The sequence below is a fragment of the Bacillus sp. REN16 genome (assembly GCF_020731355.1).
Taxonomy (GTDB): Bacteria; Bacillota; Bacilli; order Bacillales; family Bacillaceae_L; genus Ferdinandcohnia.
In genome coordinates this window covers 362,210-383,723 of sequence record NZ_JAJFZK010000002.1, presented here as the reverse complement: position 1 = coordinate 383,723, position 21,514 = coordinate 362,210, and the positions used below count along the sequence as shown (strand labels likewise).

The 21,514-nt window shown below is 37.2% G+C and carries 29 protein-coding genes and 1 pseudogene; 19 read left to right on the top strand and 11 right to left on the bottom strand.

What is annotated here, in order from left to right; translation table 11 throughout:
* Nucleotides 1-58: 58 nt before the first annotated feature.
* The 6 genes and pseudogenes from LKW28_RS03855 (at nt 59) to LKW28_RS03830 (ending at nt 4,643) form a co-directional block, all read left to right on the top strand.
* Nucleotides 59-490: pseudogene (locus tag LKW28_RS03855) on the top strand (NUDIX domain-containing protein).
* A 66-nt stretch (nt 491-556) separates the two neighbouring features.
* The gene (locus LKW28_RS03850) at nt 557-1,411 is read left to right on the top strand and encodes an AraC family transcriptional regulator (protein WP_229139016.1); all 855 of its coding nucleotides are present in this window, start codon (nt 557-559) and stop codon (nt 1,409-1,411) included.
* Between the two features lie 343 nt (nt 1,412-1,754).
* Complete coding sequence (locus tag LKW28_RS03845; RefSeq protein WP_229139015.1) at nt 1,755-2,537, top strand: alpha/beta fold hydrolase; 783 nt, start codon at nt 1,755-1,757, stop codon at nt 2,535-2,537.
* A gap of 1 nt (nt 2,538) precedes the next feature.
* The gene (locus LKW28_RS03840) at nt 2,539-2,925 is read left to right on the top strand and encodes a VOC family protein (RefSeq protein WP_229139014.1); all 387 of its coding nucleotides are present in this window, start codon (nt 2,539-2,541) and stop codon (nt 2,923-2,925) included.
* A 185-nt stretch (nt 2,926-3,110) separates the two neighbouring features.
* Entirely contained in the window at nt 3,111-3,863 is a 753-nt protein-coding gene (locus LKW28_RS03835; protein ID WP_229139013.1) for a hypothetical protein, read from the top strand.
* A 270-nt stretch (nt 3,864-4,133) separates the two neighbouring features.
* On the top strand, nt 4,134-4,643 hold the full coding sequence (locus LKW28_RS03830) for a hypothetical protein (protein WP_229139012.1): 510 nt from the start codon (nt 4,134-4,136) through the stop codon (nt 4,641-4,643).
* A 121-nt stretch (nt 4,644-4,764) separates the two neighbouring features.
* On the opposite strand, the gene LKW28_RS03825 is transcribed toward LKW28_RS03830, so the two are convergent.
* The 3 genes from LKW28_RS03825 to LKW28_RS03815 form a co-directional block, all read right to left on the bottom strand.
* Complete coding sequence (locus LKW28_RS03825) at nt 4,765-4,935, bottom strand: hypothetical protein (protein WP_229139011.1); 171 nt, start codon at nt 4,933-4,935, stop codon at nt 4,765-4,767.
* Nucleotides 4,928-6,079: a stage II sporulation protein P gene (gene spoIIP / locus LKW28_RS03820; RefSeq protein WP_229139010.1), complete on the bottom strand. Its 1,152-nt coding sequence runs from the start codon at nt 6,077-6,079 to the stop codon at nt 4,928-4,930. The genes LKW28_RS03825 and spoIIP overlap by 8 nt, the downstream gene beginning before the upstream one ends.
* 100 nt (nt 6,080-6,179) lie before the next feature.
* Entirely contained in the window at nt 6,180-7,046 is an 867-nt protein-coding gene (locus tag LKW28_RS03815; RefSeq protein WP_229139055.1) for a YitT family protein, read from the bottom strand.
* A 140-nt stretch (nt 7,047-7,186) separates the two neighbouring features.
* Here LKW28_RS03815 and LKW28_RS03810 point away from each other — a divergent pair, with 140 nt between their 5' ends.
* Genes LKW28_RS03810 through LKW28_RS03800 form a run of 3 tightly spaced genes read left to right on the top strand, consistent with a single transcriptional unit; the run spans nt 7,187 to nt 9,112 of the window.
* Entirely contained in the window at nt 7,187-7,960 is a 774-nt protein-coding gene (locus LKW28_RS03810; protein WP_229139009.1) for a class I SAM-dependent methyltransferase, read from the top strand.
* The gene (locus LKW28_RS03805) at nt 7,960-8,754 is read left to right on the top strand and encodes a GNAT family N-acetyltransferase (protein ID WP_229139008.1); all 795 of its coding nucleotides are present in this window, start codon (nt 7,960-7,962) and stop codon (nt 8,752-8,754) included. The genes LKW28_RS03810 and LKW28_RS03805 overlap by 1 nt, the downstream gene beginning before the upstream one ends.
* Before the next feature lie 13 nt (nt 8,755-8,767).
* Nucleotides 8,768-9,112: a VOC family protein gene (locus LKW28_RS03800; protein ID WP_229139007.1), complete on the top strand. Its 345-nt coding sequence runs from the start codon at nt 8,768-8,770 to the stop codon at nt 9,110-9,112.
* A gap of 46 nt (nt 9,113-9,158) precedes the next feature.
* On the opposite strand, the gene LKW28_RS03795 is transcribed toward LKW28_RS03800, so the two are convergent.
* The 3 genes from LKW28_RS03795 to LKW28_RS03785 are packed head-to-tail and all read right to left on the bottom strand — an operon-like array spanning nt 9,159 to nt 11,136.
* Complete coding sequence (locus tag LKW28_RS03795; protein ID WP_229139006.1) at nt 9,159-9,584, bottom strand: DUF4275 family protein; 426 nt, start codon at nt 9,582-9,584, stop codon at nt 9,159-9,161.
* An 11-nt stretch (nt 9,585-9,595) separates the two neighbouring features.
* Nucleotides 9,596-10,207 (bottom strand): hypothetical protein, encoded by a 612-nt coding sequence (locus tag LKW28_RS03790; protein WP_229139005.1) that lies wholly within the window; start codon nt 10,205-10,207, stop codon nt 9,596-9,598.
* A complete protein-coding gene (locus tag LKW28_RS03785) occupies nt 10,204-11,136 on the bottom strand; it encodes a hypothetical protein (RefSeq protein ID WP_229139004.1) in 933 nt (310 codons plus the stop codon). The genes LKW28_RS03790 and LKW28_RS03785 overlap by 4 nt, the downstream gene beginning before the upstream one ends.
* A gap of 488 nt (nt 11,137-11,624) precedes the next feature.
* On the opposite strand from LKW28_RS03785, the gene LKW28_RS03780 reads away from it, so the two are divergent.
* From LKW28_RS03780 to LKW28_RS03770, 3 genes are read left to right on the top strand one after another with little or no spacing between them, the layout of a single operon-like run.
* Complete coding sequence (locus LKW28_RS03780; RefSeq protein ID WP_229139003.1) at nt 11,625-12,137, top strand: RNA polymerase sigma factor; 513 nt, start codon at nt 11,625-11,627, stop codon at nt 12,135-12,137.
* Entirely contained in the window at nt 12,130-12,843 is a 714-nt protein-coding gene (locus LKW28_RS03775) for a DUF4367 domain-containing protein (protein ID WP_229139002.1), read from the top strand. The genes LKW28_RS03780 and LKW28_RS03775 overlap by 8 nt, the downstream gene beginning before the upstream one ends.
* Before the next feature lie 24 nt (nt 12,844-12,867).
* Entirely contained in the window at nt 12,868-13,260 is a 393-nt protein-coding gene (locus LKW28_RS03770; RefSeq protein ID WP_229139001.1) for a hypothetical protein, read from the top strand.
* A gap of 105 nt (nt 13,261-13,365) precedes the next feature.
* On the opposite strand, the gene LKW28_RS03765 is transcribed toward LKW28_RS03770, so the two are convergent.
* Nucleotides 13,366-14,385 carry a DUF2332 domain-containing protein gene (locus LKW28_RS03765; RefSeq protein ID WP_229139000.1) on the bottom strand — a complete coding sequence of 340 codons (1,020 nt, stop codon included), beginning with the start codon at nt 14,383-14,385 and terminating at the stop codon, nt 13,366-13,368.
* Nucleotides 14,386-14,470: 85 nt separating this feature from the next.
* Between LKW28_RS03765 and LKW28_RS03760 the strand changes: the two genes are divergently transcribed.
* The gene (locus LKW28_RS03760; RefSeq protein ID WP_229138999.1) at nt 14,471-14,608 is read left to right on the top strand and encodes a hypothetical protein; all 138 of its coding nucleotides are present in this window, start codon (nt 14,471-14,473) and stop codon (nt 14,606-14,608) included.
* Nucleotides 14,609-14,638: 30 nt separating this feature from the next.
* Here the strand turns inward: LKW28_RS03760 and LKW28_RS03755 are convergent, their stop codons facing one another.
* A complete protein-coding gene (locus tag LKW28_RS03755; RefSeq protein ID WP_229138998.1) occupies nt 14,639-15,358 on the bottom strand; it encodes a DUF4181 domain-containing protein in 720 nt (239 codons plus the stop codon).
* A 199-nt stretch (nt 15,359-15,557) separates the two neighbouring features.
* Between LKW28_RS03755 and LKW28_RS03750 the strand changes: the two genes are divergently transcribed.
* The 4 genes from LKW28_RS03750 to mqo all read left to right on the top strand — a co-directional run bounded on the left by LKW28_RS03750 (nt 15,558) and on the right by mqo (nt 19,145).
* Nucleotides 15,558-16,436, top strand: a complete 879-nt coding sequence (locus LKW28_RS03750; protein WP_229138997.1) for a pirin family protein — start codon at nt 15,558-15,560, stop codon at nt 16,434-16,436.
* Complete coding sequence (locus tag LKW28_RS03745; RefSeq protein ID WP_229138996.1) at nt 16,426-16,668, top strand: glutaredoxin family protein; 243 nt, start codon at nt 16,426-16,428, stop codon at nt 16,666-16,668. Before LKW28_RS03750 ends, LKW28_RS03745 begins: the two co-directional genes overlap by 11 nt.
* Nucleotides 16,669-16,754: 86 nt before the next feature.
* Nucleotides 16,755-17,135, top strand: coding sequence for a YkvA family protein (locus LKW28_RS03740; protein WP_229138995.1), 381 nt, complete (start codon nt 16,755-16,757; stop codon nt 17,133-17,135).
* 498 nt (nt 17,136-17,633) lie between these two features.
* On the top strand, nt 17,634-19,145 hold the full coding sequence (gene mqo / locus LKW28_RS03735) for a malate dehydrogenase (quinone) (protein ID WP_229138994.1): 1,512 nt from the start codon (nt 17,634-17,636) through the stop codon (nt 19,143-19,145).
* A gap of 267 nt (nt 19,146-19,412) precedes the next feature.
* Here mqo and LKW28_RS22900 read toward each other — a convergent pair whose 3' ends face one another.
* Complete coding sequence (locus tag LKW28_RS22900) at nt 19,413-19,541, bottom strand: hypothetical protein (protein ID WP_267497855.1); 129 nt, start codon at nt 19,539-19,541, stop codon at nt 19,413-19,415.
* A 175-nt stretch (nt 19,542-19,716) separates the two neighbouring features.
* Here LKW28_RS22900 and LKW28_RS03730 point away from each other — a divergent pair, with 175 nt between their 5' ends.
* Together LKW28_RS03730 and LKW28_RS03725 are read left to right on the top strand one after the other, a co-directional pair.
* Nucleotides 19,717-20,181, top strand: a complete 465-nt coding sequence (locus LKW28_RS03730) for a GNAT family N-acetyltransferase (protein ID WP_229138993.1) — start codon at nt 19,717-19,719, stop codon at nt 20,179-20,181.
* Between the two features lie 160 nt (nt 20,182-20,341).
* Nucleotides 20,342-20,713, top strand: a complete 372-nt coding sequence (locus LKW28_RS03725; RefSeq protein WP_229138992.1) for a DnaA N-terminal domain-containing protein — start codon at nt 20,342-20,344, stop codon at nt 20,711-20,713.
* 51 nt (nt 20,714-20,764) lie between these two features.
* Here LKW28_RS03725 and LKW28_RS03720 read toward each other — a convergent pair whose 3' ends face one another.
* Nucleotides 20,765-20,974: a hypothetical protein gene (locus LKW28_RS03720; protein ID WP_229138991.1), complete on the bottom strand. Its 210-nt coding sequence runs from the start codon at nt 20,972-20,974 to the stop codon at nt 20,765-20,767.
* A gap of 280 nt (nt 20,975-21,254) precedes the next feature.
* Entirely contained in the window at nt 21,255-21,395 is a 141-nt protein-coding gene (locus tag LKW28_RS03715; RefSeq protein ID WP_420708806.1) for a YjcZ family sporulation protein, read from the bottom strand.
* Nucleotides 21,396-21,514: the final 119 nt, after the last annotated feature.

The following is a 21,514-nucleotide window of genomic DNA, read 5'->3' as shown; positions in this document are numbered from 1 at the left end:
AGCCAAATTATAAAACTGTACAACTGGTTGGAAATGAAGGAAGCGAGCCTCATTTTTCATGATTAGACAAGCGGTTGGGGCAATCATCTTCAAGGATGATCAATTTTTGGTCGTACATAAAATAAAAATCGGATCTGAAAAAATACCTGGTGAGTGGGATTTCATCAAAGGCGGAATGGAAGACATTGATGAATCACCTCGACATGCGTTGCTTCGCGAACTTAAATAGGAAACGGGCTCGACTGATTTTTTCATGATTAAGGAGTTCGAAGAGAGAATTTGCTTTGACTTTCCCGAAAAAATTCAAAGAAAAATCGGATTTAAGAGACAAGAGACAACGATGTTTTTAGTTGAATTTATAGGCGATGTTGAAAAATTGTCGCCTATTGATGAAGAAATCGCGGACGTACAATTTTTGGAAAAACATAAAGTTGCGAACAAACTCACTCATAATGACACCCGTAGCTTTTTTATTAAAAATCTGTCCTAACTAAGCACAAAATGACAGGATAGAAGAATGTGTCACATTTAGAATAGAGGTAAGGAGTGAGGGAGAATGAGTTGGCTAGAATCATTACAAAGCGCCATTGATTTTATGGAGGACCACCTGCTTGAGGATGTCTCAATCGAAGAGATAGCCAGTCATGCAAATGCGTCACCGTTTCATTTTCAACGCACATTTTCGATTTTAACAGACATCACAGTGGGGGATTACCTGCGTCGGCGCCGGTTATCACTTGCAGCAGAAGAATTAACGAAAACAGAAACGAAGATTATTGATCTAGCCTACAAATATGGCTACGACACTCCCGAGGCTTTTACAAAGGCTTTTCGGAAACAGCATGGAGTTTCCCCAAGCGATGTCCGAAAGGGGATTGGAAAGCTGCAATCATATAGCCGCCTGGTCATCCAGGTGAGTTTGAAAGGAGCAGATCCAGTGAAATATCGAATTGTTGAGAAGGAAGGATTTAAAGCAGGAGGAGTAAAGCGCAATTTTTCATGCGTGAATGATGAGCATCTACGCAGAATTCCGAAGTTATGGGACGAAGTGAATTCCGATGGTACATGTGATTCATTAATTCCACTGAATAACGGCGAAATTAATGGGATTTTAGGAGTTTGTGTAAGTGGGCAAAACGCCAGAGAAATCGATTATTGGGTGGCAGTGGAAAACGTAGATGGGCAATCAGGAAAGTTTGATACGCTAGATATTCCTGCGTCAAAATGGGCTGTATTCGAAGTGCATGGTGCGATGCCACATGCGATGCAGGATGCGTGGAAAAAAATCTACTCGGAGTGGTTTCCGTCAAGTGGATATGAATTTGCAGGTACAGCAGAATTTGAATTGTACCCAGCTGGAAACGCATATGAACCTAATTATTACTCAGAAATTTGGATACCAGTGAAATAAAGTGTGAGCCCCAAGGAAATTCCTTGGGGCTTTGAGGTTAGTGACAGTATTCCTGAATTAGTGACACTAAATTGAAGTTAGTGACAGTAAATTTTAAATAGTGACAGTAACTTAAACAAATGAGGGAGATCTTTACGGAATCTTTGCTGAAAATTTAGCCTAGTAATCAATTTATAGCTGATAATTAAAATATACGGCTGATAAAAAAATTTTATAGCCAATAAAAAAGATTTTCGGCCATTAAATTAAATTTATGGCCATTAAACAAAATACAATAATTAGACGGAAACTTCAGATAAACATATAATGGAAATAACAAACAAATTAAGTGAGGTAACTACGAATGAATCTTCACTATCAAGAATACGGTGATACGAGTGCGCCTCTGATGGTTTTCTTGCATGGCGGCGGTGTAAGTGGCTGGATGTGGGACAAGCAGGTTCACTATTTCTCTCATTTCCATTGCCTCGTTCCAGACCTGCCTGGTCATGGAAAAAGCATCGCAATTCCATTTTCAATCGAAAACAGTGCAGAAAGAGTCGTAAACTTAATCGAAGAAAAATCAAACGGGAAAAAAGTAATCCTGATTGGCTTTTCCTTAGGTGCTCAAATTATTGTGCAGCTCCTAAGCATGAAACCCAATTTAATCGATTGTGCAATCATTAATAGCGCTCTTGTTCGACCGATGACTTATGCAATGAAATGGATTCAACCGACTATTAAACTATCAGCTCCACTCATTAAAAAAAGATGGTTTTCCAAACTTCAAGCAAAAACGTTATATGTTAGTGACAATGATTTCGAAAAATATTATGAAGAAAGCAGTCAAATCACAGCCGATGCCCTTACCCGTGTATTAGAAGAAAATATGTCATTTACCATCCCGGCAAATTTTAAAGAGGTTACCACAAACATATTGGTGACTGTGGGTGAAAAAGAAAAGTCGATTATGAAACAATCAGCCAAAGATCTCGTAAAAGCAAACCAACATGCTAAAGGTGTCCTCATTCCAAACATGGGACACGGGCTTTCCATGGCAAGGCCAAATTTTTTTAATCACATGGTCGAAACGTGGATCAATGAAGGGGCAATACCTGAAGAATCTAAAAAATATATGGAGGAATAAAATGAACCTAACACATATCCGTCTATTGGTAGATAACTATAAGGAATGCTTCCTGTTTTACCGGGACGTACTAGGCTTTGAGGTATCGTGGGGAGATGAACACTCTCGATATGCTGATTTCACTGGTATCGGTGGGGTGAAGCTTGGACTTTTTGAAAGACAACAAATGATGGCGGCGATTGGGGCAGAATACACACATTTAGCACGGAATCAGGACAAAACCACTTTGATTTTTAAAGTAGAAAGTGTAGAGGATACATATGAAAAAATGAAAGATAAACTTGAATTCATCACAAAACCGCATGAGCAGGCGGACTGGATGCTGAAGGTTGCGCATTTCCGAGATCCGGCTGGCAATCTGATTGAAATCTACGAAAATCTTTACTAACTCTTGTAAGACCATCACTCAGTACTTGTTATTTATCTTTTAAAGGGTGGAGAAAAAAAGGTGCCAATCTTCAGGTAAATAGTAATACAAACCCGCGTTGACTTTATGGTCAGCGCTTTTTGTATGTACCAAGTACTAAAGGGGAAAATATCTACAACTTAACATCAAGGGGTGTAGGACTTTCTATGAATTTAAAGACAATATTTTTAGTTTTAATGATCGGCTTATTGACTAATAATGCTGTTGTTGGTGCGAAAGTAAAACCACTCAACGTAGGGGATGATGTGGTATCTATGAAAGTAAAAAATCCACAAGGTTTTCGTGAATTTTCAATTAATGATGGATACCAAGAAAAAGTAATGAGGAAAGTCGTAGAATGGATTAATTCCGCAAAAAAAGTGGAAGTAGCATCTAACAAGATGAATTTAGTAAAAAATCCAATCTCTTTAACATTGAAAATGAGAAATGGTGACATTGCAACTATCGAACCTGTTTTCAATTGTACTCTTCAGGGAGATTCAAAGTACTGTGTACCGACAAGTGGTGAGGTTATAATTTCACAAAATAAAGAAAAAATTCTTTTTAAGGCACCCGAGCTTCAAGATTGGCTTGTAGTAGGTTGGAAATACGAGGTTGAAGGACCTCGTCATGACGTTTTACTGGAGGAAACCTTGTATGCCAGATATTATACTTACCTTGATAAAGCATACTCCGATTTTATTTCGTGCCCAAGAATCGATAATATCGAGAGGATTGAGGGTGATACGAGAAGACATATTGTTTACGCGAGTGCATTAAATTATTCAGGGCATCATAATGGACATTTTGATAGAATCATCATCAAATTAACAGACACTCCAGAACATGACGTTCAAATTAACAAAGTAAAAATACATAAAAGTATTTCGGAAAAAGAAAGCCTCAAACAATGTAGGTAAACAAAAATAATAGAAGCTATCAGTAACAGGTTTATTTATGGGGTGCAAAACAATTAAAATCACAAAAAGTCTAATAGTAAAAATCACATGTGAAAAGAGTTTGTATCCCAAGTTCTTTTTCATTTGAAAACATCTAATTAATAGCTGCTTAAGGAATATGAAAGGCGAAATGTTTTCAGAATTTAATTATATTATTTGAAAAATGAAACTCTTTAATATTATTATTCGTAAATAATAATATTAAACAATTTACATAGGGAAGGAGAAAAAATGCTACAAAACATTAATAAGGCATATTGGGTAGTTCTCTTGATCATCAGCACAATCGTGGGTGTAATATCTGGATTTATAGGACCTAATCTTGTGCAGCAGGTTCTCTTCAAACATAGCGGGACCTTTTTAGTATTGACGCCTTTTATTTCGAACATCTTTACATTTATAGCTTTTGGTTTTTTTATTTTATTTTGCATTGGTATGATAGTTGAAAATAAAATATGGAATTATATAGGGATCTTATTTTTGGTAGCTTCGATTGGGACAGGTTATTACGCCAGTGTCGCCAACTATACACTTATCTCAAATAACGATATTACTTTTAAGAAGCAGATGTCCGAAGATGTTTATAAATGGGACGAAATTACCGAAGTTGCTTATCTTCACGAATCCCAAGACCCTATTTATAAAATTCAATTGATTTTTGAAAATGGGAAAGAAGAGTTATTGGAAATAAACAGACAACATATTCAAGAATTCTATCGAATACAACAGAAATTTATTTAGAATGATATTAATTACTATTAGTGGTGAGAATAAAAAAACACATTAGAATTCCTGTACGAATTGTAATGTGTTTCTCTTGTTATTTACTTGCTTGCACATCTGAAGGAAACTCGTTTAAACTTTAACCCCGCTGTTTTTCATTCTCCACAATCGATTGTTTAATCAACGCCTTGCAGCACATCGCAATCCCAGCCAGAAATGCCGTAATGGTGTAGCCGAAGGGCAGGTAAAAAAAGCAAAACAGGGTTGAGGCAAATAGCCAAAATAACCAAAAGAGTAACTCTTTACTCATGAGACGAGTTCACCTTCTCGGCATCGATAATATGCTCACTAATCACCTTTGCAAGTGCCTCAACTGTATTTTTTAATTCCTTCATATCATTGTCGACTCCACCAACCTCGATGAGTATAGAGTTTTCCGCTAAATCCTGATTATAGACGCCATTCCCTTGATCTAGTCCTTTTGCAATCACACCCCTGCTGATTCCTGGAAACTGTGATTTTATTGCCGTGTCTAAGGATTCGGCTAATGCATAGCTTTTTTCAAAATTACGACTTGCTTTTCCTACGACGAAGAAAACCCTAGCATATGGCTTATTGTTGATGGAAACAGTCGTCAAATCTTTTCGAACACCATCACGGTGGATATCGATTAAGAAGTCAATCTCGGAGTCACTTGCCATTGCAGATTGGACGATCCCGCGTGAAACGGCATAAGCCTTTGGCGTTCCCCACCCTTTTTTCTTCAATTCTTGCCCAATATTCGTTGTGTCTACTACTGCACCAACCCCGTGCTTTTTAAGTTCACTCCCTAAAAGTTCACCGACAAGCGTAATATTCGTTTTCGAATCAGCCGATTTATCCATATCGGGATCACCAGTAAGCCCTAGAAGCGGCAAGTAGGATTCATAACTATGAGTGTGATAAATTAACACCTTTTTATCAGTTACCAGATTCACAGGCGGTGTTTTCGAATCATCCTTATTTAGTTCCTCCAATTCCTGTTGAGCCATTTCCCTCTCTTGAAGCAGAACATCCAAAGGCGGGGCTGATTCGTACGGAAGATTGGTGAAATCTGTACCTTCACCAGGAATCAGAATTTCAGTGTGGTACATCGATAAACCAGGTAGTTCATTACCGAAAAAGCTTCGCAAATCCCCATAATTAAATTGAAGAGTTGATTCTACAACCATTTTCGTGAAAGATTCTAGTTCCCCGTTTAAAGATTGTCCGAAATAGCCATTCTCAAATTCAAGCAATTGAACAAAAACTTCGTTAGGCAGACTTCGAATATTAATATCGAATTGCCGAAAATGGATCGAATCTTTTTTAATAGAGGATATGCTTGAAGCGACTGCGAAACAGATGATTACCATAAAGAAAAACATAAAGGCAATTCTTGAAATAAAAGGTGGCTCATATCCAGAACTTTTCATGATATCCGTCCTTCATGGCTTTTGGACAAATATATGAAACACACAGATAAATTAGAAGCTGATTCAAATAAAAAAAGCATGGCGTAACCATGCTTCCTCTTTAATGTCCTTCCCCATTTCCAAAATTACTGCCTGTCACGTCTGCCATATTTTCGATTGCGATTAAAGCACTTGGATCAATTTCATGTGCAATTTCCCTAAGGGTGGAAAGTTCAATCCGGCTAACAATGGTATAAATAATTTTTTTAGGTTCATTTGTATAGGCTCCTTCACCATGAAGAAAGGTGACGCCACGACCCATCACTTTATTCAATTCATTCGCTAGCTCATCAGGCGAATCTGAAATAATCGTCACTGATTTTAATTCTTCAATACCTTCCACTACAATATCAATCATTTTAAAGGCGATATAATAGGTAATAATTGAGTACATCGCTGTTTCCCAGCTGAATACGAGTAATGCAGCAAGGATAAAAATAAACACGTTCATGACCATAACAGTTTGTCCAACAGACACTGGTCGTTTCTTGCTTACAATGATCGCAAGAATTTCAGTACCGTCCAATGCACCACCAGTCCGGATAACCAAACCGACACCTGTTCCTAATATAACCGCACCAATCACGGTAGCTAAAAATAAATCATCTGTGACTGGTTCAAAATGATGCAAATAAGCAGTAAATGCCGATAAGACTAAAACACCAAACAATGTATGTAATGTAAACTTTATTCCCATTTTTCGGTATCCGAGAAGCAAAAACGGGATATTTAAAACAATAAGAAAGATACTCATTGGGACACCAAATATCTTCGATGCAATGATGGAAAGACCAATAACCCCTCCATCCAAAATATCATTTGGCACTAAAAATAATTCTAACCCAAAGCCGGCGATAAGTGCCCCAATGGTAATCATAATAAGTTGTTTAATTTCTGTTAGTACTCGTTTTTTCTTTGTTTTTACCATAAAAACCAAGCCTTTCAATTTCAAGATAACATTTCCTTTTTAATATTACCATAAATCAAGGGTTTGCTTACAGAAATAGAAGGAAATTAATACCTTAATGTGGAAAATAGGAATATAACCAATTAATAAAGGAGAACAGAATGAACCAATTAGATAATTTTGAGGAATACGAGAATCCGATTCTTTACGATCAAGAAAACGACCCTTTCCAAGATGACGTGAAACTACTACAAAAATGGGCGTTAAAAGTGAACGGCCCGATCATTGATCTAGCGTGCGGAACAGGACGAGCAACCATTCCCCTCGCGGAAGCGGGACATACCCTGATTGGGGTAGACATTCATAAAGGTATGCTGACCCAGGCAAAAAGGAAAACAGAACAAACAAATCTAAACATCGAATGGATGGAACAAGACTGTACAAATCTTCAATTAGGAGTAAAGAGTCCGCTCATATATATTGTGGGAAATTCATTTCAGCATTTCCTTACCAACGAGGAACAGGATCAACTGCTAGGTTCTGTCCATAATCACCTTGAACAAGAGGGGATCTTCATCTTCGGCACAAGATTTCCAAGTCCGGATGAATTGCTTCAACCGGCTACCGAGGAATATTGGCGAAGCTACAAGGATGAAACGGGAAAAATGGTAGATGTATACACAATTAGTAACTATGACACAATCCAGCAGGTTCAACATTACATGACCATTAGAAGACAAAAAGATGAAAATGGAAAAATGATAGATGAAAAGAAAACTAATATCAAATTGCGATATGTATACCCTCAAGAAATGGATCGGCTTCTAAAAGGAAACGGATTTGAGATTTTAGCCGTTTACAAGGATTGGCATGAAACACCGCTGACTGAAGACAGCCATCAAATGATCTATGTATGCAGAAAGGTTGAGGCATAGTGGTCGTAACGAAAAAATTAGCCCGAACTTTGGAGACATCTGAAATCGAGGTGTTGAAATCAAGGCTGAAGGCGATACAGGCAATCGAAGGAAATCCAATGGACGTTGAAATTGTACAGTTTGGAAATGCAACAGCCTTTTCAGTAAAAAACATTCCGGGACCCTCGTTCAATACAGTAAAGGGTTTATCGGATGGAGATGAAGACTATGTTGAACAAATCATCCGATTTTACAAACAAAAGGACATTCCAGTTCGATTTGAATTAACACCTGGGCATGTTTCTTCGGAATTACTTACATATTTGAGCAACAAGGGTTTTTACCAGCATGATTTTCATACAACCCTGTATTCAGATTCACTATCCCAAACCAGCAATCATTCAAAAATTTTGATCCGTGAGTTACATAAAGATGAGTTTGATTTATTCGCTGAAATCTATACAAAAGGCTTTGGGATGCCAGCATTTTTAAGAGAAGGAGTTGCCCAAAATAATCAAGTACTTTACGGCACTGATTGGACATTCTATCTTGCAAGTATAGATAATACACCTGCAGGAATTGGAGTTTTATTCACCAAAAACGGCGTCGGAACCCTAGCTGCTGCCACGACATTACCGGATTTTCGTAATCACGGTATTCAAACCGCATTAATTGATCAGCGAATGCAAAAAGCGCTGGAAAAAGATTGCAGGCTGATTGTAGGTCAGGCAAGATTTGGTTCTGTTAGCCAAAATAACATGGAACGAGCAGGTATGAGAATAGGGTATACTAAGGCAATTTGGATCATGAAATAAGGGAGCGATGAAAATGGCAAGAGTCGTAGGTTTTGAAATGAGTAGCCAAGACCCTGAGAAGGCAGTTCAATTCTATTCAACCGTTTTTGGGTGGGAAACCGGAGATCCGAATTGGGGATTTTGGCCTATTAAAAGCGCTGGTCTAGTAGAACTTCAAGGTGGAATAAGCAAAGGTCCACATGATTATCCCCATGGTACCAGAATTCAGATTGAGGTTGATTCGATTGATGATACGATCACCAGGGCAGTCGATAACGGAGCGATGATTGTCCGTGAAAAAATGGAATTTGATGAGTTTTATTTGGCTTATTTAGTGGATCCAACTGGAGTGGGTTTTGGTCTAGTTGAGAGAAAATAATATCTGTACTTAGGTCGTTAATCCAGCTGAATTAACGACCATTTTTTTATTTATCTTTCCTACTAAAATATGGACCACACCAACCTGTTTCGTGCGTAATTACAAAAGTCCACCTAAAATCTTTATCCACAACATAAATATCGGTTTCGTCACCCAGGTCACTTGCGCATAACCTTGAGGCATTTTCAACAAGGAGCGCATAGTCCCAATGCTGGTAAAAGATATAGCATTTATTTTTTTGCTCAAGATTAAAAGCTTCCTCAGCATCATCTCCGTCAAAGCACTTCTTTTTTTCGTAACTAAACAGATGCCACAAATACCCGTTGCTCGAGTTTAAATGGATGATTCTTTTTTCCGCATCGTTGAGGTGAGCGGCAAAATGGGATTCCCACTCACCCCTTAGGTAAGCACCCCATTTTGGAAGTTCCAATACCCTCATTTTTTTCTTTTTTAATCTATTAAAAAAGTCCATTCAAATACTCCTTATTCTTGGTCTGAATAAAAATCGTTAGGAAAATAATTGGCGTTATTGTTGTATAGGGGAGGAAAGCCACCAGATCCCTTATATTTGTCCAATTTCCATACTAGTACTAAAAACATAATCTCCATGATAAACCCTAAAGGGATTGTAAGGAATAGGTATCCTACTATAATGTTGTTTGAAAGGTTCATCGCAAATGTATGTGTAAATGTGATGATCAGCATTACCGTCATGTAAACTTTAAATATTCGCGAGCTTCTGCTTGCTATAAATTTATCCTCGATTGTAGTAACAAACTCCATGATTAAGCGAAAAACAAAATATACAAGAACTAATCTTAACCATTCAAAGAGGAATGAATAATGATCCCAAAGTGAAATTCCAGCGGATGAACCTAAATCATTTTGTTGTATAAACAAGGTCGGAATACTAATAATCATGAGTACAATCAAAAGTTTTTTTAGCTTGTTGCCAATTCGATTTTCTGGCGAAACTGCACTAATTCCTGAGTAGATAAAATAATATCCAATTGGATCAGGCAAAAGATCGATGACAAACAAATGGATTTCGATAAGAATAAAAATATAACCCCAGAATATACGCTTAAAATTCATTTGCTATCACGCTCCTTACCCTTAATGATTCGATTAATTGCCTTCTGGTCTAAATAAGGATGATTCATTATCGGAAGCTCACTGACAAATTTTTCTCCCGATTCCGTTTGTCCAATCAGTTTTATACTAAACTGGAAATAGCTGTCCCGTTCAGGATTAAACTGCATGAAGAAACGGATATATTCATTTTGCTCTAGGTTAAAAGGTAATAAGTCATCGCGTAGTAAAACACCAGGCAAGTCACTCCATTCCTTATCGCGTTCATGATTAAACCACTCAGGATAATCAGAAACCTCCATAGGATTTTCAAGTTTTCGTAAATTTTTCTGTTCACGATCAACCTTTAGTAGAACGTTATCCGGAATATTCTCAGTAAATGGAATCTCAATTTTTTCAATGGTGACTGGCTGCTTTGATACCAGCAAGGTTTCGGAAGTGTGCTGGTTGCTGCTTGAACCCATTCGGAAGTCAAACACTTCAGGATTTTCGCCCCTTTTATGAAGGATAACTCCTCCAATATCCGCTTGAACGGTTTTTCCATCTGAAAAATGGACCTCCATTTCCGAAAAAGAAAGAGGTTCATTACCTTCATACTCGGTTGGGAACGACACAGAAACTGCTTTTAAATAATGATGAGTAAATTCCTGAACATACTGAGGAGCTTGCGAATCCCACATAAAAAAGTCATGATTTGAAACGGGAACAGTCTCAATGCCATTAATCATTACAAAGTTTGCTGTCGACGTATCCGACTTGTTTGTTAAGTAATAGAAAGTGAGCGTCGTTTCATCTTCTTCATTTAAGGTGAGCTCATAAAAATGCTCCAAAAAAACTGGGGAATCCAATTGTTTCGATTGGAAATAAAAATAATTTCCAAAATAGCTAAGGATGATGATCGAAATACTCGCCCAGAATATTTTCTGCTTCAAATAAAACCCCCCCAATTCTAAAAATCTCTAATCCTATTTTACCATCATTGTTGGAATATTTTTTATTAATTACAAGTTTTTAGAAAATATGTGATAATGGAGGGAAATAAACATTTGATTGAAAATTCTGTGTAAAAGGGGGTTTTCCTTTAATGATTTACGATAGCATAAGTGACGCCTTTTATGTGTTATTGTGTTGGTGGGCGGTGTTTCTATTTTTTCAACGAATTAATAACCGTTATCCAAAAAGCAATCCGTGGAAGAAGGATATCATCCTAACGTTCATACAATCATTAGTAGTCACGCTCTTGTTTCCATTTATCATGATACTTATAAAATACATAAAAGGATGGGAATAGTGGTCATTTTCTAAGGAAAGTGGCTTTTTTTTGCTTAGCTTAAAATTCTTTTCGAAAAAGTGCGATATCTGTGAAGGGATATCGTCTAATAGTATAAAAGGAAAAATAAATTGGGGAGAAAATTTGGATATGGGAGATAAAGAGATCATTTCAGATTGGTTCCATCAATATAGTGATGACATTTACAATTTCCTGTTGTATCGATTGGGAAAAGCAGATGTTGAGGATTTAGTCCAAGAGGTGTTTATTCGTGCAATGAAGGGGCTTCATACCTTTAAAGGGAACTCTAATCCAAGAACTTGGCTCTACAGTATTGCCAGAAACATCGCGATTGATGAAACCAGGAGAAGAAATCGAAATAAATGGAGAACAATGTTGTCACTTGATTCCAGTCATGAGCCTAGGACGGATCGAACACCAGAGCAACTACTTCACTTATCGGAAGAAAACAGGGCGCTATATAAAGCGATTCAATCCTTAAAATCTAGCTATCGTGACGTGATCGTTTTAAGAGGAATAAAGGGCTTGTCAGTTCAGGAAACGGCAGAAATTCTGCAATGGAGCGAAAACAAAACGAGGTCAACCTATCATCGAGCCAAAATTGCCCTTCAGCAGCGGGTAGGAGGTGCTACATATGAATAAACATTTGGAAAATCAACTGCGATCAATGCCAACAGCCAAACTGGGTTTTGAAGATAAAAATAGGATACACGACGCATTGATGAATTTCGAGGAACATCCTGTGCAAAAGACGTTGAAAAATATAAAGTGGCCCCTTCATACAATTGGAAGTCTAGTAGCAGTTGCGCTTTTAGTCTTTTTCATTTGGACATTGCCACAAAATCCAATTTCAAACCAGGCATTTTTGGGTGAAGAACAGATTATGCAAATAAAGGAACTTCAAATGATTGAGAGAAAGATTAAACTTCCTACGTATGCACCTTTTGTAGTACATGAGGTTGAATTTATGGAACAATACTTAGGACCTCAATCTTTAGAGGATGGTGAACTCAAACAATTAGAGCCAGATAATCCGAAGTTTCATGTTCAAAATATTAGCTACCTATCTTTTGAAGAACCTTTTAAAAGCATTCATCTCATTCTTGCAGATAGTACGGTAGAAAGTGTTGATACGAAGGATTATGAAAACGTTCAATTAAGCAATGGCAGTACTGCCTATTATATGTTTAACGGAAATGCTCAAATGCTCTTTTGGATTGAGGAAGGCATAAACTATCACCTCAATGTATTCGTTAAAAACAAAGATAATACCAGCTTCCGAGAAGAACCAATCCCAAGAGAAGAAATTATCAAAATCGCGGAGTCCTTTAGAGTTTACAAGAAATAAATTTTGAAAAAGGGGGATGATTGTTTGTATTTGCTATTAATGGCCTTGTATGCAATTGGTATTGGTGCGCTAGGTTGTGCAGTCCTTATGTTCATGGTACAGAAGGAAAAGAAGAAAGCATTAGTCATTGGTATCGTTGGACTTGTGATCATTATAGGAGCAATGGTATCTAATAAGCTGCGACCTTCCTATGAAAAAGAAAGTTCCATTTTGGTTGAGGAAACAGCCGTTACAAACGAAAAAAATAGTGATGGTTATTACGAATGTAAAGTCAATGACCCTTATACAATGTTTCAGTATTTTGACGAGAGCAAAGGGAAGGCAGAAGACTTTTGTTCTCAGTTTAATACTGGTGAAAGGTATGATATAAAATACCGTTTTAAATCAGGGATATATACAATTTTAGAGGTTAAATAAGATAATTGTCTAACTACCAAGGATAAATTAAGTTTTTAATGTAAATACCTCATTTATACTAGGGAGCTAAAGGCATTTGGAATATCCCTAAATGCCTTTAAAGCTTCACAACTCCCACGTAAACCAGCTTCCATGTCCTTCGGTTTCACCCACAACATTTTTATATTCTTTCCCATCCAGATAATAATCCAGATGTAGGTTTCGATCGAGAATATTGTTATATAGATGAAATATCTCGCGCACGGCTCCAATACGCTGAACCTGCTCTAGCAAACTAGTCCTCACATTAGACGGCATTTGGTTAGCGACATGAGTGTGAAATACACAAACTGCGTACTCCTTTGGAATTTCACTTGACAGGTCCCGAATCAATTCAACCCCGTTCCCCTTAATCAACCGTAATTCATTTGCCTTCACATATTCCGCTGCTTTTTCAAACAAAGCACGTCTTTCATGGTGTTCTGGCCAAATGAGGGCTTTAAGCCAAAGGGCATTTTCATTATCTCTTAAATCAATAGGATGAAGATCGATGCCGATACGAGCAGCAACTGGTGGAATGAAGTCCTGCAGATTAGGAGTCTTGTCTCCCCTAACCTCTGCGGTAATATGTAATGCAGAATCCTTATTGCCGTATACCTTATCCGTCCCATAGGAATAGCTGTACTGATCCCATAACAGCTGCAACCCAGCGCTGGTCCCGATTTCAATTAACGCCAATGGCTTCTTGGCAATATCATAAATTGATTGAAAGGCTGGGAAGAGATAGGAACACCGTCTAACCTCATTTGTCTGAACTAATTTTTCCTTCAAAAGCTGGACGATCTCTTCAGAAAATGTAAGACAAAAATTTTTAAAAGGTAAAAAGGATTCCTCCACTTTTCGAGGATTCTTGACTAAACTTGGATAAAACTCTCGAAGGGGATGGTCCATTCCTTGTAATAAAAGATAATGTACAGCACCAAATATGAGGTTGGACGAAGGCTGGCCTTCACGTGCATGTGAAGCTAACTCCAGAAGGTCGTCGTCCTCGGCAATTTTTAAGGACAAGAATTCATATAATCTACTTGAGCCTTTACATTCGGTAATGGCGAAGTTTCGAAATTTATTAGACTGAGTGATTTTCATATTTTCCTCCAACATTTTTTTGAACTTGACCCTCAAACCTAGATAAGCCCATCCGAATCATATAGTGAAAGGTTTGGTGGGCTACATGAACGAACATGCTATTAAGTTTAGTTATGATGAAATCGACCTACTTATTGAAGCTATGGATAAGGAAGTATGGAAAGATATAAAATGGAAATTCGTTTCTGACGAAGAAATGGACTCTTTATTAAGTACCCCCTAAGGCGAAGCCATAGGGGCTTATTTTATGTTTTCATTCATCCTGTACCCACTCTAGCTCTTTGTTTACGATCATCTTGTAAAGTCTATTTTCACCACTTATCTCATAATGCTCTCCATTTATCTCAATATAATCTTCGTTTAAAAAGATCATGGAAGATTTGTTATCATGGAAAAATGTTATTTTCATCTCGTGCAAATTAAAATTCGTATAATCCGACTTTATAAGGTCCATATCTGAAGGTTCAGTTATCAATGTATTTATGATCGCTTTATCATCTATTGTGGTTCTTAAGTATATGTCTGTGTTGTTCTCCGTTTCTTTCGGCCAAAGAATGGTTATCTTATTCGTTTCTTCCCCTTCTAATAACTCATTTATTTCCTCACCAAAAGTGGTATGCGTGATAATGTCATTTACATAAAAAATAGCAAAGACAGAAATCGCGCTTACTGCCATTAGTAAAAGGGATAACTTAAACTTTTTCCCCTCTACATATTTCCATTCCATGAAGGACTGAAATCCCCAAAATGAAATAAGAAAAAAGATAAGTAGCCATTTCGCATGGTTCAAATTTTCCAAATCAAACATTGTATATGCGATCCCAAAATACAAGATAATGATCAGGATGCCCCCTACACGGAATTTTACCTTACCATCCGATTCTGCCACATTATATCCTGGTTCCAACCGCTTACCTATGAAACTATCTATTCCATTAAGGATTAAGAATAATAATAAAAGGATGAGTACCATCGAAAACCTCCTAAAAGGGAGTAAGTATTTTATGGGAACTGTCAGAATTGTTTACACCCTTTTAATTATATTTTAATACGGAAAAATATACCAGGCAGTTTATGAGTGAAACAAATTTTTTGTACAAATCCCCCTAACATGGCAAAATGAAATGGAAATAGGATAGACTGTGAAGAAAACGAAAAAGGAGTGGACGAAATTGAGTTCCCTTTTTAAAAGAGATATAAAAGATCATTGGTATGTAAAATACAACAATAATGGCAATCCGCATGTACAACAAGGTTTTGTGCTGCCGCCGAATCGGTTTGAGGAATTTGATCCTTTTTTAATTATGGCGGAAGATTGGTACAAGCATGGAGCATTTCCAGACCACCCGCACCGTGGATTTCAAACAATTACGTATGTCATTGATGGACGATTAGAACACATTGATAACCATGGCGGCAATTCAATCTTAGAAGCTGGGGACGTCCAGTACATGAATGCCGGAAGTGGTGCCAGACACGCAGAAGAACCAGTTGACGACGATATCGCCCATACACTCCAGCTTTGGTTGAACCTGCCAAGTTCATTAAAAAATACGAAAACAACCTACCAAAATGTTTACGTAGAGGATGCGCCAGTTGTCCAAGTCGAAGGTGGAAAAGTAAAGGTATATTCTGGAGAAGTTGCAGGTGTTAAAGGACCAATGAATAGCCTGGTACCAATTACGATGGCTGAGATTTCGTTAGAAAAAGGAGCAACCTGCGATCACATTTTACCCGAAAATCAAAATGCATTCGTTTACGTACTTTCAGGTGAGCTTGAACTTGGTGAAAGTAAAACAACGTTGAAAAAAACCGGGGCAGCAACTCTCACATTTAATGAAAACGGTGCAAACGATAGCGAGTTTAAAATCCAAGCAAATAGTCGTTCGAAAATCCTTGTCTTATCAGGAGTTCCGCTAAGGGAAGAGATTGTTGCATATGGCCCATTTGTCATGAACTCAATGGAGGAAGTCCAACAAGCATATCGCGATTTCCATTCAGGGAAATTTGGCCCGCCGGCAGAAAAGGAGAATTTAAGTAATGGCGAATGATGTAATTGTCTATACGACAAATGATTGTGTTGAATGTACGTTTGTAAAAAAAGTCCTCACTGAAAATGGGATCCCATTTGACGTTCGAAATATTGCGGAAAGCGAAGTCTTCCAAAAAGAAGTGGAACAATTCGGATTCTTAGGTGTACCTGTAACAGTTGTGGGAGATCGCGCTGTTAAAGGTTTTACCCCTGAACTAATTAAACTATTGGATCAATTGAAAAAGAATTAATATGGTAACAATTGGGAAGCCTATTTAAGAATTCACACCTTATTAAAGAAGGAATAAAATATGGAATCAAAATAAATAGGTGACTTATGGAGAAAATCAAAAACTGGGCAAAAAACTTAAAAAAACAAATCTACATTTTATTCTTTGCATACAAGGATGAACGTGTACCTTGGTATGCGAAGCTTTTTACAGCGGGAGTGGTTGCTTATACTTTCAGTCCCATCGACCTTATTCCTGATTTCATTCCAGTCCTTGGATACTTGGATGAGGTCATTCTTGTCCCCATTGGAATTATGTTCGCAATGAAAATGATCCCAAAGGCTGTTATAACGGACTGTGAAGTAAAAGCAGAAGAATTAATGAAAAACGGCAAACCTAAGAATTGGGTTGCAGGATCGCTTATTATTCTGCTCTGGACGCTCCTGTTCATCTGGATTGCTATAAAAGCATATCAATATTTTCTATAAACCTGCATTTTAATCTGAAAATGCGGGTTTATTGCGACAAAAAAGAATTTTAGCTGACAGAACAAAAAATAAAGATGATAAAACAGAAATGTCGACAATAGTATTCGCATGATTAACTAAAAAAGCGCTCCCACTTATCAAATAATTATGATTAATTTTTAATCCAATCTGATGTTTATACTGTTTTTTAGTGGTATAATGATTAAAGAAAAATGAAGAGTGAGTGTTTAGTAGACAAGGCAAAACTGGTTTAACATTTTCTCAAAGCCAAACTGGGCCATTGGAGCCCCTTGGAACCAGTGGATGAACTTCTCACTTTTAACCGGCTTTTAACTAGCCTATAATTATCTTATATTATTGAATTATAAGTCTTTAAAAACTGCCATCCTGATATGGCATTGATTGCGACGAAAAAGAGGTTATCCGACAATGATGAGCTCGATTTTGTGACCGCCTTCATCTTTTTTGTCTAAATTTACAAAGAAAAGGTTGATAAAAATGAGCAACATAGAAACTAAAACAGATGTCATTTTAATCGGCGCTGGTATCATGAGTGCGACATTAGGAACACTCTTAAAGGAATTGGTGCCTGAATGGAACATTACCGTTTTTGAAAAGCTCGACAAGCCAGGAGAGGAAAGCTCTCAAGAATTGAATAACGCCGGTACAGGGCATGCAGCACTGTGCGAGCTTAACTACACCGTTGAAAAACCAGACGGAACAATAGATATTACAAAAGCAATTAATGTAAATGAACAATTTCAAGTTTCCAAGCAATTTTGGGCATATCTTGTGAAGAATAATCTTATTCGTAACCCACAGGATTTTATCATGCCGCTGCCACATATAAGTATGGTGCAAGGTGAAAAAGACGTTGATTTTTTAAAGAAACGTTTTGAAGCGTTATCAAATAATCCATTATTTACAGGAATGGAATATTCGGATGAACCCGAAAAATTAATGGAATGGATACCGCTTATTGTGAAGGAGCGCACATCAAAAGAGCCAATTGCAGCTACAAAAGCAGACTCTGGCACGGATGTTAACTTCGGAAATTTAACACGCATGTTGTTTGACCACTTAAGAAATAAAAATGTCAAAATTAATTACAACCATAGCGTCAAAGATGTAAAACGTTCAAATGACGGTTTATGGGATTTAAAGGTGAAAAATGAAACTAGCGGTTCAGTTGAACACCACAAGGCAAAGTTTGTCTTCATCGGCGGCGGTGGAGGAAGTCTTCATTTACTCCAAAAATCCGGTATCCCTGAAGGAAGGCATATTGGTGGATTCCCGGTAAGCGGAATTTTCATGGTATGTAAAAATCCTGAAGTCATTAATCAGCATCACGCGAAGGTGTACGGAAAAGCAAAGGTCGGTGCGCCGCCAATGTCTGTTCCGCATCTTGACACAAGATACATCAACAATCAAAAATCATTATTATTTGGACCATTTGCGGGCTTCTCGCCAAAATTTCTAAAAACCGGTTCAAACCTAGATTTAATCACGTCTGTAAAACATGATAACTTGTTAACGATGTTAGCTGCTGGTGTAAAAGAAATGTCTTTAACAAAATACTTGATTCAGCAGGTTTTATTAACAAAGGAACAGCGTATGGAAGAATTGCGTGAATTCATCCCAAATGCTAAGAGTGAGGATTGGGATTTAGTTGTGGCTGGTCAGCGTGTTCAGGTCATTAAAGACACCGAAGCTGGCGGCAAAGGAACACTCCAATTCGGAACAGAAGTGATAACCGCAGCTGACGGCTCTATTGCAGCCTTATTAGGTGCATCACCAGGTGCTTCCACAGCTGTTCATGTTATGCTAGAAGTGATCAAGAAGTGTTTCCCGGAGCATATGTTAGAATGGGAACCAAAAATCAAAGACATGATTCCTTCATTTGGAATATCTCTTATGGAGCACCCAGACCTCCTTGCTAAAATTAATGCTTCAGCCGGAGAAGCTCTAGGACTGGTCGAAAAAAAAGAAAAGGAACTTGTCCTAAATTAGTCCATTAAGATTAAGAGAAAAATAGATAAATAGAACCTTCAATCTCGATTGGGATTGGAGGTTTTTTGTGGGGAATCAATCTAACAATTCTTTTTTATATTCTTTAGTTTCAAATGTGGTGAAATATAGGCTTTGAATATTGTTAAATTCCTCTAAAGCCTGATTGGTCCATATTATCTCCATTAAAGTTCACCTTCATTGCCGTCTAGGATGTCTTTCTTTGCTTGCAATAACTTTTGCTTTAGCACTGGGTCATTTTCTACATCCTCAGCTACAGTTGTCTTTTGCTCCCCAATTAAAGAAAAAATATTTTTTTCCATCAATTTCAAAAATGGACTCACCCTCACGTATCATTTCTTTAAGTACTTTTGCTGCATATCCTTCTAATTTCTTCATTTACATACCTCCCGACCAATGATATTTCTTTTATTATAATTCATTGGAATGGGGGAAAACAGGGGCGAGGGAATAAAAAAACTTACCAGTTTGAGCGTTTTTATGAAGGATGAGCCCTTTTTTTGTTGAATTAATTAGGGTGGTAAATCATTTTTAATTAAAAAGGGGAACTTCAATGAAGATTACGCTAGCCGATGTAACAGAGGAAAATTTTTTTGATGTCATCAAGTTAAAGTCTGATGAAAACCAAGAAAAATATTTTCAAATTTATGAAAGATGGGTGGGGTCAAATGCCTATTTTCTAGCAGTATGCCAAACATTTGGTTTCACACCAAAAGCAATTTATGATGGGGAAACGTTAATTGGGTTTACTTCACACGGGTATCAAAAAGAAACAGACCGATATGAGTTAATTAGTATGATGTTAGGACATCAGTTTCAAGGGAAGGGCTATGGAACACCTGTGTTGAAGGCAATTATTGAGGATATGGTAAGTACATATCAATGCACTGAAATCTATTTATCTGTCATTTATAACAATGAGCGTGCAATACGAACCTATGAAAAAGCGGGTTTTAAACCGACTGGTGAGGTAGAAGAGGGGCACCATCCGGAGCCAATATATTGTTTGAAATTATAATTGAAAAATAGTAGAAACCTTATGTGTTTCCAACTAGAACTACCTTCCTTCAAAAGATTTCTCGTTTTTTTAAAAAGAAAATTCATCATTACTCTTGGAATATTAGGTAAAATAATACTACATAGATGAAAATGTAAAATATTTTAAGGGGGGTGTTGTAATGGAATTTTGGCAAAAGGTTTTATATCGCATAAGTGATCAAATTTCCAAACCAAGTTTTGAGACTTGGCTAGCGAACACAGTCGCGGAATGTAAAGAAGATGTTGTTTTTGTAAAAGCGCAAAATGATTTTCAAGCTGATTGGCTCGATTCACGTTATAAGTCGCTGATTTCTAAAACAGTAGAAGAAGTAACGGGGAAAAGCTTGGAAATTGTAATTGTTGGAGAACGATTATCATTTGAACGGAACGAGGTAAAAAAAAGCACAGGAAGCAACGAATACGAAGAATTATTGAAATTAATAAGAGCACAACAACAAAGGATTAATGAGTTAGAAGAAAGAATCACACGATTAGAAAAAACAGAGGTTTAACATCTTCGGCAACATTATTGTATTGGAGTTCAATAACGATAAGGCGGTGATCTATGGAAGGATCAGCGCCTTCTTTCTTTTAGTATCCTTTTGTGGCTTAGTTTTTTTAGAGAGAGTTCGAATGAAAAATACTCCTGCGACTAGAGCTAGTAAATTTAACGAATCACCAAAATTAATCGTAAACTGAAAATTATTATTAACACGTATATAGTTTCTGTTATCCGATTTCGCATGTGCTACTTTTTCATTGGTATCCAACATGATCCCCTCCAATTTTAAGAATGGTTGTCCTACTTCCAATATATGAATAACTAAATCTCCATATGCATCTTACGGGATTATTTGTCCCAGATGAAAATGGAAAAAGAATCTTATCCTGGCAGGATGATGGGCTGCATTATGAGATCGTCTACTACCCTAAAATAACGCCAAAAGAAGTTAGTAAAAAACAGTTAATTAGAATGGCAGAATCCTTTGAATAAATATTCTCAAAAAAACAAGAACATGGGATATGTTCTTGTTTTTTGTGTGGTGTTAAAGGTTAACGATAGAAGCAAGCTCCTACAATGATTAATAAGATAAACAGCACAACAATTAATACGAAGGAATCGTTGTTACAAGGTTCTGGACAACCATATCCATAACCATAACTTGGAGCAGCTAATTCATAGCTAGGGGCCATATGAGTTGGTTGTGGCGCTACATATGGGCTCTGGAAAGATGCCGCATTAACGTTATTAAGATTTAGTTCCATGTTCATTCTCCTTTTCTTTATCGTGAAGATTCCCTACAGTATACTCA

Bases quoted from the DNA above. Each gene is read 5' to 3' on its own strand.
- LKW28_RS03850 (WP_229139016.1), top strand. From the start codon at position 557: ATGAGTTGGCTAGAATCATTACAAAGCGCCATTGATTTTATGGAGGAC.
- LKW28_RS03845 (WP_229139015.1), top strand. From the start codon at position 1,755: ATGAATCTTCACTATCAAGAATACGGTGATACGAGTGCGCCTCTGATG.
- LKW28_RS03840 (WP_229139014.1), top strand. From the start codon at position 2,539: ATGAACCTAACACATATCCGTCTATTGGTAGATAACTATAAGGAATGC.
- LKW28_RS03835 (WP_229139013.1), top strand. From the start codon at position 3,111: ATGAATTTAAAGACAATATTTTTAGTTTTAATGATCGGCTTATTGACT.
- LKW28_RS03830 (WP_229139012.1), top strand. From the start codon at position 4,134: ATGCTACAAAACATTAATAAGGCATATTGGGTAGTTCTCTTGATCATC.
- LKW28_RS03825 (WP_229139011.1), bottom strand. From the start codon at position 4,935: ATGAGTAAAGAGTTACTCTTTTGGTTATTTTGGCTATTTGCCTCAACC.
- spoIIP (WP_229139010.1), bottom strand. From the start codon at position 6,079: ATGAAAAGTTCTGGATATGAGCCACCTTTTATTTCAAGAATTGCCTTT.
- LKW28_RS03815 (WP_229139055.1), bottom strand. From the start codon at position 7,046: ATGGTAAAAACAAAGAAAAAACGAGTACTAACAGAAATTAAACAACTT.
- LKW28_RS03810 (WP_229139009.1), top strand. From the start codon at position 7,187: ATGAACCAATTAGATAATTTTGAGGAATACGAGAATCCGATTCTTTAC.
- LKW28_RS03800 (WP_229139007.1), top strand. From the start codon at position 8,768: ATGGCAAGAGTCGTAGGTTTTGAAATGAGTAGCCAAGACCCTGAGAAG.
- LKW28_RS03795 (WP_229139006.1), bottom strand. From the start codon at position 9,584: ATGGACTTTTTTAATAGATTAAAAAAGAAAAAAATGAGGGTATTGGAA.
- LKW28_RS03790 (WP_229139005.1), bottom strand. From the start codon at position 10,207: ATGAATTTTAAGCGTATATTCTGGGGTTATATTTTTATTCTTATCGAA.
- LKW28_RS03780 (WP_229139003.1), top strand. From the start codon at position 11,625: ATGGGAGATAAAGAGATCATTTCAGATTGGTTCCATCAATATAGTGAT.
- LKW28_RS03775 (WP_229139002.1), top strand. From the start codon at position 12,130: ATGAATAAACATTTGGAAAATCAACTGCGATCAATGCCAACAGCCAAA.
- LKW28_RS03765 (WP_229139000.1), bottom strand. From the start codon at position 14,385: ATGAAAATCACTCAGTCTAATAAATTTCGAAACTTCGCCATTACCGAA.
- LKW28_RS03760 (WP_229138999.1), top strand. From the start codon at position 14,471: ATGAACGAACATGCTATTAAGTTTAGTTATGATGAAATCGACCTACTT.
- LKW28_RS03755 (WP_229138998.1), bottom strand. From the start codon at position 15,358: ATGGTACTCATCCTTTTATTATTATTCTTAATCCTTAATGGAATAGAT.
- LKW28_RS03745 (WP_229138996.1), top strand. From the start codon at position 16,426: ATGGCGAATGATGTAATTGTCTATACGACAAATGATTGTGTTGAATGT.
- LKW28_RS03740 (WP_229138995.1), top strand. From the start codon at position 16,755: ATGGAGAAAATCAAAAACTGGGCAAAAAACTTAAAAAAACAAATCTAC.
- mqo (WP_229138994.1), top strand. From the start codon at position 17,634: ATGAGCAACATAGAAACTAAAACAGATGTCATTTTAATCGGCGCTGGT.
- LKW28_RS22900 (WP_267497855.1), bottom strand. From the start codon at position 19,541: ATGAAGAAATTAGAAGGATATGCAGCAAAAGTACTTAAAGAAATGATA.
- LKW28_RS03730 (WP_229138993.1), top strand. From the start codon at position 19,717: ATGAAGATTACGCTAGCCGATGTAACAGAGGAAAATTTTTTTGATGTC.
- LKW28_RS03725 (WP_229138992.1), top strand. From the start codon at position 20,342: ATGGAATTTTGGCAAAAGGTTTTATATCGCATAAGTGATCAAATTTCC.
- LKW28_RS03720 (WP_229138991.1), bottom strand. From the start codon at position 20,974: ATGTTGGATACCAATGAAAAAGTAGCACATGCGAAATCGGATAACAGA.
- LKW28_RS03715 (WP_420708806.1), bottom strand. From the start codon at position 21,395: ATGGCCCCTAGCTATGAATTAGCTGCTCCAAGTTATGGTTATGGATAT.